The sequence below is a fragment of the Pseudoalteromonas sp. BZA4 genome, assembly GCF_040104395.1.
Taxonomy (GTDB): domain Bacteria; phylum Pseudomonadota; class Gammaproteobacteria; order Enterobacterales; family Alteromonadaceae; genus Pseudoalteromonas.
In genome coordinates this window covers 1-12,619 of sequence record NZ_JBECOT010000085.1, presented here as the reverse complement: position 1 = coordinate 12,619, position 12,619 = coordinate 1, and the positions used below count along the sequence as shown (strand labels likewise).

The 12,619-nt window shown below is 38.6% G+C and carries 6 protein-coding genes and 1 pseudogene; 2 read left to right on the top strand and 5 right to left on the bottom strand.

Translation table 11 applies throughout. The annotated features are described in order from the left end of the window. Positions 1 to 524, bottom strand: a 524-nt coding sequence (locus tag ABMY41_RS20160; protein ID WP_349276058.1) for a transposase, incomplete at its 3' end; no start/stop codon positions are given. Between the two features lie 77 nt (positions 525 to 601). Between ABMY41_RS20160 and tnpA the strand changes: the two genes are divergently transcribed. Next, positions 602 to 1,057 (top strand): IS200/IS605 family transposase, encoded by a 456-nt coding sequence (gene tnpA / locus ABMY41_RS20155; protein WP_138534067.1) that lies wholly within the window; start codon positions 602 to 604, stop codon positions 1,055 to 1,057. Between the two features lie 769 nt (positions 1,058 to 1,826). On the opposite strand, the gene ABMY41_RS20150 is transcribed toward tnpA, so the two are convergent. The 3 genes from ABMY41_RS20150 to ABMY41_RS20140 form a co-directional block, all read right to left on the bottom strand. Further along, entirely contained in the window at positions 1,827 to 3,659 is a 1,833-nt protein-coding gene (locus ABMY41_RS20150) for an ATP-dependent helicase (RefSeq protein ID WP_235378309.1), read from the bottom strand. Between the two features lie 8 nt (positions 3,660 to 3,667). Beyond that, positions 3,668 to 9,592, bottom strand: coding sequence for a conjugal transfer protein TraG N-terminal domain-containing protein (locus tag ABMY41_RS20145; RefSeq protein WP_235378310.1), 5,925 nt, complete (start codon positions 9,590 to 9,592; stop codon positions 3,668 to 3,670). Between the two features lie 91 nt (positions 9,593 to 9,683). Continuing rightward, complete coding sequence (locus tag ABMY41_RS20140) at positions 9,684 to 11,381, bottom strand: hypothetical protein (RefSeq protein ID WP_235378311.1); 1,698 nt, start codon at positions 11,379 to 11,381, stop codon at positions 9,684 to 9,686. 183 nt (positions 11,382 to 11,564) lie between these two features. On the opposite strand from ABMY41_RS20140, the gene ABMY41_RS20135 reads away from it, so the two are divergent. After that, on the top strand, positions 11,565 to 12,113 hold the full coding sequence (locus tag ABMY41_RS20135; RefSeq protein WP_036973812.1) for a hypothetical protein: 549 nt from the start codon (positions 11,565 to 11,567) through the stop codon (positions 12,111 to 12,113). Between the two features lie 198 nt (positions 12,114 to 12,311). Here the strand turns inward: ABMY41_RS20135 and ABMY41_RS20130 are convergent. Continuing rightward, a pseudogene (locus tag ABMY41_RS20130) lies at positions 12,312 to 12,619 on the bottom strand (group II intron reverse transcriptase/maturase); the annotation flags it as partial.

Genomic DNA, 12,619 nt, shown 5'->3' with positions numbered 1-12,619 from the left:
TCTTCATAACAGAAAGATACATAATATTGACCACGCTCTTTGCGCACATATAGCGAGTTTGGGATCTCGAACTTGCCATGCGCTTTAAAGGATAAGTAACCAATATTATTAGTCTTCGTGCCGATAAATAGTCGTAAGTTTCCATCTTCGCAACGTTCGAAGCTGAACACCTCACGAGTAAGATAGATGCTACCTCGGTCAGTTTTAGGTTTGCGCTTAGGTCGCCCACACACGCCTTTCATGAATTTTTGGTAAGTCTGATACCAGTTAACCGCACTGTTTCGGATAATCTGACTAGGGCATCGAGATAGCCAAGGGGTTAACTCCTTCGACTTGAATTGTGATGTTTTCTGGTCAATTGGGGCATAAGTGCCCGTTGGGTAGTATTTACGTGCAAAGGTGCGGTAATACTTTTCTTCGTCAACTTTGGCATTCCAAATACTGCGTGCGCAACCCATCCACTGGCTTAAAACCAGTTTTTGATATGATGTTGGGTTAGCACGTAGCTTAATGCCAGTTAGCATGCTCTTTCCGTAGGTTGTCAATTGCGGTAACTATTATTACACTTAGCGTTAAATTGTCAATCTAGTCTATAAGTAAAATGTACGAATGGAGAACAGGCAGAAGCTGCCTATTTAAAAATAATGCTCATCTAGTATTTGTTACAAAATACCGAAGAGGCGTTTTCACTAAAGAGATGTTAGATAGAACCAAAGAGATAATGGAGGAAACCTGTAAGCAAATGGATTGCGAGCTTTTAGAGTTTGGTGGAGAACATGACCACGTTCACTTAATGGTGTCTATTCACCCCAAAGTTGCTGTATCGAATTTGGTTGGCAAATTAAAAGGGAAGTCGTCATATATACTAAGGCGTGAGTATTGGAATCGGATTAAGACGATGCTTTGGGGAAATCACTTTTGGTCGCCTAGTTATTGTGTCGTGTCATGCGGCGGCGCGAGTTTGGATGTAATTAAGCAGTACATTGAAAATCAAAACACACCGCCAAGTGAAAGAGCCGTAAAAACTTCACGCGCTTTAAGTCAGAAAAAAGACTAGTTACCTCTTGCTTGACTCGCCCTTGAAAGGGTGAGATTGCGCAAGCCTAATGTTCAAATTAACCCCAGCTTGAACTAGCTATTGATAGAATTGGCTTAACGATAATGCTGTGAATTTTGATTGCAACATATGTGCACGCCAGTAATATAAGAATGATATCCATAATCTCCTCCAATGCATTTGACCGAAAACGCAGAACTAAAAATAAGTAGATCTGTATAGCGGTCGCATCGAATGAGATTTCGATTCCTATACAGAAGAGTATCCCGTATAGGAATTGGTTAGGTATTTGTGAAAGAATCACTTCAACCGTCTTAATACCAAGAAGGTATTAACGCTGAGATTTAACTTCAACAGCTAGAAGCCACTTTAAATACCAATAGGCATAATTATGCATAGTGCAAAAATCAAGGACCTAAAAGGTAAAGTGGATTGAGAAATCATTATTGGAAATTTGTATTCCGATAATGACTCAGAAGAGTGGTTGTTACGTTGATAGTCTGTGTTGATTGGTTAACCCTAAAGGCTGAACCTCTAGGGTTATAATCAATATAATTGCTTATAAATTTTTAGTCAACAATACAAAAGATTAAATTTCCCGAAATAAGGCAAACAACATTTGATTAATTGAATAAGTGTGATTAATTGAATAAGTGTGATTAATTGAACAGTGATTAATTGAATAAGTGTGATTACCAAGGGATACTGACGGTATAAGTACCAAGCGATTTTGACGTAATCACACTACTACAGATTAATCTACTACAGATTAATCGTTAGTGTAGTAAATCTCTTCGATAAACTCGCTTGGAAAACAAACATCATTAATATCTGATGTTATTGGTGGGCTATATTCGTAATCTTTTTTGAATAGTGCCAATTCACCCACATCCTTTAAATCATCAATATCAGCCTTATTTAAGTAGCTATGAATAAATAACCGTTGCTCAGCGCGTGTCATCCCAACAAACAGCAAACGTCTTTCCTCATCGATTGGTGACTGCATATTTGGCATCGTTTCCTGGATAACATCAAAAATAGCCACATTAGTCCACTCTAGACCTTTAGAGCCATGGTATGTGGTTAAAGTTACCACTGATTTATCAATTTCAGATTTACTGTTTTGCTCTTTAATTTTATCTGAGTAAAGCTTGATTCTTTCGAACCAAGAGCCTGTTTTTGTCTTGAGCCCTTCAAGAAGTAATGTTTCAACAGCGCATTTATTCAGCTTGTCGCCTTTTGAGCGGCGCTCTATGATGAAATCAATCAACAAATCAATTCTGGTGTTTATCTCTTTGGAATCATGAGTGTTTTCAAATAAATAATAATTTGAATAGAACATTTCAAAAGCCGTTCCATTAATTGATTGACCATAATTATTTAGATATGACTCAATATCAGAATTACTCTTGATACTTTCAGAAATTAAAGGAATTAGGTTCTCATCCTCTTTTAAGTACCCTAAAACTTCTGACAAATGGTAGTGTGCAAACTTATTTAAAAGATAAGAACACAGTTTAATTACAAAATCACCAGCGCTTGTTTTAAAAATACTTGTTTGATTGTTTCTTGAATACGCTACTTCATGTTCTATCAGAAACTCTTCTATTGAGTCCAATGCAACATTAGTTCTGCTTAGGATCGCCCACTCACCATCATATTTATTGTAGTTCTCCAAAAATGTTAACAGCATACTTTTTTTAAATTTATGTATGTATGTTTTAACAGTGCCACCAATTTCCTTCCCCGAGACCATACCTTTGGGAATTCTATCTTTATTAAATTCTATTAGATTTTTACTGGCATCTATTATTTCAGGTCTACATCTAAAACACTTTGCAAGCATATGAATATTGGGTTTAAATTCATCTTTAAACTTAAGCATTGTTTCATAACTTCTAGCGCCTCTCCATGAGTAGATACTTTGATCATCATCTCCAACAGGTGTTAGATTAATCCCTCCGCGCCCCTGCAGGGCAATCCACTCATATTGTAGTAAATCTGTGTCTTGAAACTCATCAATCATTAGGTCTGTACAATTTAATAGCGGTATTTCCCCACTTAAAGTTCCTTCTACCGCGCGCCTGGTTGCGTCATCTAAGTCATAAAGGTGGTTCTTTATCTTTAACTCTTGATAACATTCTTTAACTAGCTTAACAGCGTCTTTATCAAACCCTTTTTTTTCATCTAATGGCTGATCATTCAAAATGCTCGTAATGTCATTGAATGTTACTTTTAACTCCGGTAGTAGGTGCTCATTTTCGATGTAATTCTTCAACCTCTCAATAAAGTTGAAGTATGTTGCTCCAATTAGTAGCTTACCTTGCATGAGTTTCTTTGTTTGGTTAAGAAACTGCCTGTGAAATGTAGTTACAGAAACTCTATTTATTGATGATTGTGGAAGAGCTATCTCCAACCTTTCTTGCATTTCGTTGACGGCCGCATTTGTAAATGTAACGAGAATAACCTTCCTGTCATATGATTTTTTTAGTACGTTTTTTACTTTTTCAATTAATGTTTTTGTTTTACCACTACCTGCTGTAGCAAGAATCAAAGAGTGATTATTAACATCGTTAGCTGCTGATTCTTGCTCTAATGTCATCGTCAATGTTAGCTCTCCAACGTTCTTTTGATTTGTAATGATTCAGCTATGTAATTATTTGCCTCTAGATTGTCAGCCAAATCTAAAAGCTCTGCTTTTTCTTCCTTTGTAAATGAGCTCAAATTGGAATTTGTACCTAGAGACAAGATATTTTCCGCTTTTAATAATGCATCATTGCTCATTTCTGTATTATCAAGAACTTTCCTTAATCCAACCTCTTGTGACTCGGTCATAGTGACTTCACCACCAGCTACAGGATGTAGGCCAGACGGGTTTCTCTCTTCAATTGAATTTTCTCTATTGTTAACCATCGCTGCTTCACCAGCGTTTGTTTCATTAAAACTTAGGTTCTCAGAATTAGAGTTGTTCAAAACTGGACTTTCATCTGAGTTAGATTGTTCAAAAGACTCACCTTTCTGAGAAGAATTAGAAGCAATTAACTGTGATTGAGTCTGCACATTATCACCGCTTGTGTCAGGTTTTAGACTAGGCTCAGCAACAATAGAACCACCACTTGCCGATGCCTGAAGGTTTTCTGATTGGTCTGGACTCACAGGACTGCTTTGCAACTCTGGACTAGCTGTGCGGTCACTTAAACCGCTCTCACTATTTAACGTACCGCCAGTATTTACCGATGCCTGAAGGCTTTCTGATTGGTCTAGACTCACAGGACTGCTTTGCAACTCAGGACTAGCTGTGCGGTCACTTAAACCGCTCTCACTATTTAACGTACCGCCAGTATTTACCGATGCCTGAAGGTTTTCTGATTGGTCTGGACTTACAAGGCTGCTTTGCAACTCTGGACTAGCATTGCGATCAGTCGAACCATTCTCACTATTTAACGTACCGCCACCACTTGCCGATGCCTGAAGGCTTTCTGATTGGTCTGGACTCACAAGGCTGCTTTGCAACTCTGGACTAGCATTGCGATCAGTCGAACCATTCTCACTATTTAACTTACCGCCAGTACTTGCCGATGCCTGAAGGCTTTCTGATTGGTCTGGACTCACAAGGCTGCTTTGCAACTCTGGACTAGCATTGCGATCAGTCGAACTATTCTCACTATTTAACTTACCGCCAGTACTTGCCGATGCCTTAAGGCTTTCTGATTGGTCTGTACTCGCAGGGCTGCTTTGCAACCCTGGACTAGTGGTACTGCCAGTAGAACCAACCTCACTATTTAATGTGCCGCCATTACTTACTGAAGCCTGAAGGTTTTCTGATTGTGTGCCCACTAAAGAACGACCTGAATCTGTAGTATTCGGATAAGAATCATCTTTTGTGCCAGAATATTGGTAGGTATCAATACGATCCCTTGAATCATTGCCTGCAATCGATGACTCTTTAGATAGAACATTCCCGCTTTCATCTTTACCAGTACTGTTAACCCCACTATTTACCTCACTTGGCTTGATAGGGGTTTCTTCTATTTCTTCACCACGGTTATTATCAACTGATAAGCTTTTTGGTGTTACGCTCAGTGCATTCTGTTGTGTGACAGAGCTCTTATCATAATCACTTTCATTTACAGACTGTTGCGGCACTGAGGCTTCGCTTGAATTAAGGCTGTTTACAGGTGGATTTGCTTCTTTAGTACCGGCATCACTATAATTCGGTGTGAAGGCAGTTGTGATCGCTTCACTTAATGTTCTTTGTGCTTCTGGAGCTGTACTTAGTAAGTTGTTTATTGTAAGTAGATCTCTCATGTCATCATGAGAAAGATTTCTTGGAGTATCGCTTGTGCCATAAAGGGCGTTCGCGGCAAACTCCTTCGCTTTACTAGAAACACCTTCTGAGTGAATTGCGTTATTAATTACTTGGCTTTCATGCTCCTTAGATGCACTTGATTCATACCCATTTTTAGTTTGCTCATCTGAAGTAATAGAAGCAATTGTATTTGTTAGTGTTTCTGCCTCGCTATCTTTACCTGCAATTAAAAGTGCATCCCTCATCTTATTCAGATCTTCCATTGCTTTAGGGGTGATGTTAGTAAAATCAGGAATACTAAATTCTCGACTAGAAACTTGTGCTGATTTAAAATTATCTAAATTTCGATCATTAAGTTCCTTAAAGCTAACTCCTGATGTATCACCAGTTGCATTAAAGTTTGCTAACGCATATTTAGCTATCTCTTTGGCATCTTGGTCATAATTTCCTTTGGTAATACCCTCAACAAGACCTTGGCCACTAGGTTTCGATCTGTTTTCAGTTCGATCTAAATTTTCTCTCTCATTTAATCCAGCAAACCCAGCCATTGAGCTAGCTTGAGAGTCGTAGTTTACTGATTCCAAACTACCTTTTTGACTTGGCTCATCTTTATACCTTGATGGGTTGTACTGAGGTTCTAAACCTAACTGTGGGGATAACTCATTTAGCGCTTCTAAATGACGAGCGTATTTAGCATCATTAATACCTAAGAAACTATCATCTCCTTTCGTGGCTGCAATTACGTCCTCAATTTGACCGTCATCAAGGTTTGCCAATGCTGAGTATGCCGCAATTAACTCACTACTCTTCAGGGCATTATTAATTGATTCATTCTCTCTCATCTCCTGTACAGCTGAGATATTTTCTTGAGCATTTCTGTAAGGGTTATTAGGTAGCGTTGAAGCAAGAAGAGCTGAGTTTGAATTTAAACTTTCATTGAAGGCAGCTAGAGACTCAGGGCGCATTGCTGTTTGAACAGCCCCAGCATACATTAGTGTTTCATTTGGAGATAAGCGTTCACCATTAATAATCGAACCTTCACCATTTGCTGCGCTAGTTAGTAAGTTTCTAATAGCTTCTGGTGTATTGCTTGATAAAACACTAAAACCCATTTCAATTAGATTCGAATTAATACCTTCACCATTACCAGACTTCTTAAACTCATCCGTAACAGCCTCACCCACTGAAGAGGTGAATAGTGAGCCAATAGAACTAACTACACCGCCAGATAATTCATTAGATTCTGAGCCTAATACTTTTAATGATCCAAATGCATGCGCTAAATTATTTGCATTTTTATCTTCTGACTCAGAAACAACATCCTCACCCTTAGCTTTAACAGCACCTGTACCAGATGCCCCTCTACTACTAACCTCGTTTTGAGATTGCTCTTTGTGTTCAGCAAATGCTTGTGCATTACGCTCATTATTGAACATGTTTATTGGATCAGTCTTTATGCCACTATTTACATCATTACTTAAAGTGTTGGTGTCTATGCCAGTATTATCTTCAGGTTTTGGAATATGTGAATTATCACTCGGTTTATATCCATTCAATTGGTCACTAAATGAAATTAGGCTCGGCGCTTGTAGTGTTTCACCTAGTTCTCTCATTAAGCCTGCAGAAGCTCCTCTTTCGGTATTAGCTTGTTTTAGTGCTGTAACTCCAGTTGAAAGAGGAAGTTGGTTACCATTATGATCTGTAGACAGCACTTCAGTATTTCCAGACATTCTTGCGATTGCATCAGTAACCGTATTGGCCAAAGCAATATTATTTTTTTGGCTTTCTGGTAATCTCGCGTTATCACCTTTATTTACCTGCTCTTTGTGGTAGTCGAACCTATCTCCCAGCTCAGAAATTAAAGCACTTCTCTTGTCACCAGATAAACTATTTAAGCCTTCATCACCAATCAAACTACCTAAAAGAACATGCTGCTGCTCATCTGAAAGTGTTGAAACAATTGAACCGATTGATGCTTTATTTGCTCCTGTGGTTGAGTTTTGAACCTCACCTGCATTCATTTGCGTCATTACTTTTGAAGCGGAGCTAGCTGTATTCCCCTCAGCTTCAAGGGCTTGAGCTTGAAGCATATTTGTATGAGCATTTGTAACAGCTTCCTGTCGGGAAACCGCCTCTTTACTTGCAACTGAGTTATCACTGCTCGATGATTGAGCCATTTTTACTGCATTCCCCCAGTTTGCTTTTATCGATTCAGAAACTTGTGCACGTTCGTCCTCTGACAATCTTTCTGAGGCGCCTACTTGCTTTTGTGATGCCGCTTTTGCTGTGATCGCTGCTTTCGCATCAGCACCTAAACCAAACCCTGCTATTGATGGAGCCCCCTTTGCTACCATGCTTGCCGAGCCCTGTAATACGTGATCATATGCATCAGATAAACTCATGTTATTTTCAGTTGCATATGCTGCGGTTTGTGCCGCTAAGAAAGCTTCGTCCTCTGATAATTGTGAAGTATCCACACTCTCAAATGACTCTCCTTGTTTATACCCTTTGATTGAATCTAAAGTAGCAGATTTACTATCAGTGGCAGTTTTTTGTAATGTTTGGCTAGCGGCTTCAGTATTTGCCAATTGAGTATTTCTAGAGCCAATCGCTGACAACTCAGCTGATGACTGTTTAAGGTAACCCGAGGCTGGCCCTGCGCCACCCGGATTAATACTTACATCATTTCGTTGTCCACCATTCAGTTGAGCTTGGCTCCATTGCCCATATGAGGAATGAACATCACTGGCTTGCATAGTAGTATCACCTTGACTTGCTTTACCTCCATTTGCAGATGTTGTGACATCCGGTGACAATTTCTTTGAATCAATATTTGTATCAGGAGACGTCTTATTAGATACACCCATCATGGTGTGAACACCCCTATGCAGTATATATAAAGTGAGCATAGGAACTGCAGCAGCCAAACTACTTGCCACTGCAATAAATGATTCGATTGTTGACATGCTATGCCCCCACATACCAAATGTGATTGCACTTACACCACCGCCACCAGCTGACACTGATGTAAATCGACCTTGAATAGCAAGTAAAGTAAAAAGGTTAACCGCACTCATGGTTACCGGCCACAAGTTAACCCACACAGTTACCCCAAAGAACATAGCAGCTGATTTCATAGCTTCAGCACCCATTACAAGCATGATTGCAATAACTGGGATCAAGAAAAACACAAAGGCCTCAATGAAGGTTGCAAAACCAATTGATAGCTCCAAAGCTAGGTTTCTATCAGCGGCCATTTGGTAATGTCGCTGAGACTTTGTTTCTATTAAAGTAAGTTCAGAGCGGAGCCCTTGCATATCCCCACTTTTTGCAGCAGCTTCAGCAAAAACATTTGATAAATACCTTCCCGTCGCTAAATGATATGCATTCATTGTCGCGCTTAATGCAGAAATCGATTCCGCCCCGGCTTCAACATCTTGTGGTTTTACATTTTCTTTCTGCAAAAACCTGTCAGTCATCTCTCTGAAACTTGAGCTATCAAAGTAACTTTTGAGCTTCAAGTATGCGTTTGGGCATGTTAATAGCTCCATGGCAGGAGTGTCTATTTGAATATAAGTGCTTCTTGATGGTGTATTAATTCTTATAGACTCAAGGAAGTTTTCCATTGGGGCATTTTTTATTTTGTCAGCATTTAGCTCAGCGTCATTGCCACCAACTTGAAGATCCCAAATTACACAGTCTTGAAGGTAGTTCATTGTAGATGTTTTGATTCTGTACCTTTGGGCATTAACGCCTGAATCTAGTTCTTCAGAGCCCATATATCCAAATTTATCAAGCGCCACTAGCGCCCTCATTGGATCGAGAAATTGACCGGCCTGATAACCATCCGGTGAGGCGAATGAATCTTCATAATCTCGTGAAAGCCCATACATTCCTGAGGTCATCATTGCAATAACAGCTGCTATGCCAGGTGCATCATTCACATAATACACATCTCCAGTTCTTACCGACTCAATAACAACATCTACTTTAGAAAATGGACCACACAAGACCATGAACATACAAAGCCCAATAAACCAAGATAGTACTGGGTTAGAGTTTGGGTTGATCCAACTTTTTACTACAAGAGTCATCAGTGAAAGTAGAGCTGTAGCACCTATCAAAATATGCAAAGATGAAAAGCCAAAATCAAACATTCTTCGAAGGCCCATTAGAACCTCATACATGAACGCTGTTTCACCGATTGAGTAAATTGTAAAATCCATAAAAAAAGCCAGAATATTGAGTCTGGCTTAATCTTAAAATTGAAAAAAATTTTAAAAGCGTGATTTTCAACTGAATTTCAGTATTTTTTGATTAAAATACCTTTTTCTCAAAATAAACGCTTATATCCCCAATTTTATGGTCTTTGTAGTAGCTAATATTTATCGAGTTACCCATCATACTGACAGATACGGGAAAGGCGGGCTCTTCTGTAGACATTAAACCTAGAAAACCATTCTGATTAACAACGTAGTCTCCATGTGAATTTTTTACCGGGTTAAAGTCACCGTCGAGTAATGCAGTCTGCCCCTTTCTAAAAGCAAACAACTCACTTAGTGTTACATCAAAAGCAAACGTATCGGGCAAACAATCAGTTGTTTCTTTTGGCAGTATATTGACTGCGCGATTGCTTATTGAACCATCAGTCACGGATACTTGTTCCAAAGATTTTAGCCACAACTTACGGTAGTCTGTTCGATTAAAGATATTAAACTCTGACCCTGGTAAAAATGGCAAAACATCTATTGGAATTAATTTTACTTTTGCCGAGCTATGCTTGTTATGAATAAAGTTAATATCTAGGACAGCTCGATAGAATTTTACACCTGAAACCTCTATCACAAGAAAAAAGTAAGGCTTGCCTCTCGATAAATCATCTACGCGATTAATATAGCTGCTTCGTACTCCATAGTAGTTTTTCGGACCCCAAAACCAATCATTGAACTCAATACCATCGTAGTCCCCTTCACTAATTAATTCATCAAAGCTAAGGTGCATTGTAACTTGCTTAACATCTGCAAACGGATATTGACGGAAAGGTGATGCCTCGATATTCCCCATATATTCTTCAGATAAATTGGACGTCTGCCCATTTAATACATTTTTGAAGTTCTCTATGCTTTCTCTGTATGCATCCCACATATTTGAATAAGGCAATAAGTCACTATTATAGTCTTTTACTCTCGCTCTAGACTTTTGCAATTCGGATAGTAGTAAGTTTTTAGTAAAATCAATTTCTAAAACTTTTGGAGATAACCCAGTCAAGAGCTGGAGTGTTAGCATCGATACACCTACTTTAAATTCTGGCCAGTGTGCAGTTTTTCCAATCGATGGAAATTGAGGGTTTACATCTAACAGATTTGAATCAAGCTGCGCACACTCTTCATTTCGAATATTTACTCCATTTGAGATACTTTTACGAGAGTAACTTTGGGCTGCAACTAAAGCGCGGATGTTCAATACTTCTGAGAGCTTAAGGCCACCATAAATCATTTGGTCTTCACTAATTTGAGGTTCTTTGATTTTATAGTCTGATATTGTCACTAGGTTAGATAATTTGCTTTGGATATCAGCAAAGAATTTATATTCAAACACCTTTTCTTTGAGTCTTTTTTTCATTGATGATTGTTTTGTTTCGACGCCATTAAACAGAAATACTTCGTCATAAATCCTAATAGTATTCTTATTAGCCATTAACTCAGGACCTTCAGCTAACTCAAAAGTAGCCGTTGCATTAAGGGTACTTTGCTCTTGCTTAATGTTTAGCTCTTTAAGTTTTGCCCTTATATTCGGCAATAATTGATTGCCGCTTATAACATTCGTGTTGAGGTTTACTTTTGCTTGCTCCACAGCTTTTTTGTGAAGTAAATACTCTATTACTTGTGCGTCGTACTCAGTGGTATTATCGAGCGTTAAATTGACACTAACCTTTTCTGCACCATAAGCACTCCCGATCGCATGGAATACAATCGATATAAAAGCCCCATTTGCTAGCGCTTTCAATAAATTCATTAAAACGACCTCTAATAACTAAAACTGTATTAATCATTTCATAAATTTCATTTCGTGCAGCGGTTAAAAACAAAACTAAATATCAATTATTTACAATAGGTTATAAAAAAACCTCATTGTGTTTTTTATATTTTCACAAACCTGCATTCAATAATTTATACTTTTCAGCTTGAAGGAGGATTTATGAAATTTGTATTTTTACTAGTCATTTTTGTATTGAGCCATGGCGCTCATGCGGCTGATACTGTCAGAGTTATCAAGTTTAAAACTATCGGCCTCACGGTTAATGAGTACAACATTGCAGATTTAATATATAAAGAAGCAGCTCAAAAGCTAGGCGCTTATTTCATTGTTAACAATTCTCAAGCCGGTTTATCAAGCTACAGCGAGAAGGCCAACATCTTACGACCTATTTCTGTTAATATTGTTGATTATACAATCGAAGATAGTGAAGTGATTGCGACCATACGCTACGATCATGCAGCTTTAGAAGTTGTAACGGAGAACTACAAGTTATACATGAGGAACAAGAAAAATTCCGAAGAAATAGTTAACGCGGAGATAACTGAATTTTGTCAAAAATTCTCATCTAACTATTTAGAAATCAAGAACACTCTTTCTAGCTCAGAATTCAACTATTCAACAGCCCCTTCAAAGGATGATGAGCTCCTTAAACTATCAAAAAAGTCTGACTCTATAAGTCAGTTATTGATTAATGAATGTAATTTATAGGAAATCTTTTAATACTTCTCTTTAACACCTATTTCCAAAAGGGCGGCTTGCTGCCAATAGCTAACCTTCAAGCGTAACTCGTTTCTGTCGGATAGACGACACCTGTTACCAAGTGTCGCCCTCCTAAGAACCGTACGTGCAACTTTCACTGCATACGGCTCAAGCCTTCACGAAGGCACCTAATTGGTACCCAGCAACTTATAAAGCAGCGAGATTAGGCTCATTCCAAGAGTTGCGGCATTGCCTCTTTGCTTTTCTCTTTGCCAAGTATTCTTGGTATAAAGGATCAAAAGGCGTAGCTTCACTCTTGATTTTCACATGTCTCTCTATTGGCACCTTAGCTATTTGAAATAGATTAAACTGACAATCCATGTTCATGTTCATGCTCTTCTGCCAACCGTGAAATTGCCATTGGCCTCGACGGTTGATAAAGTACTTCATGGCGATCCAAGTTTTTGATTTTGTTGGATGACGCCTTTTAGCCCAATGCCATAACGCTAGAAATA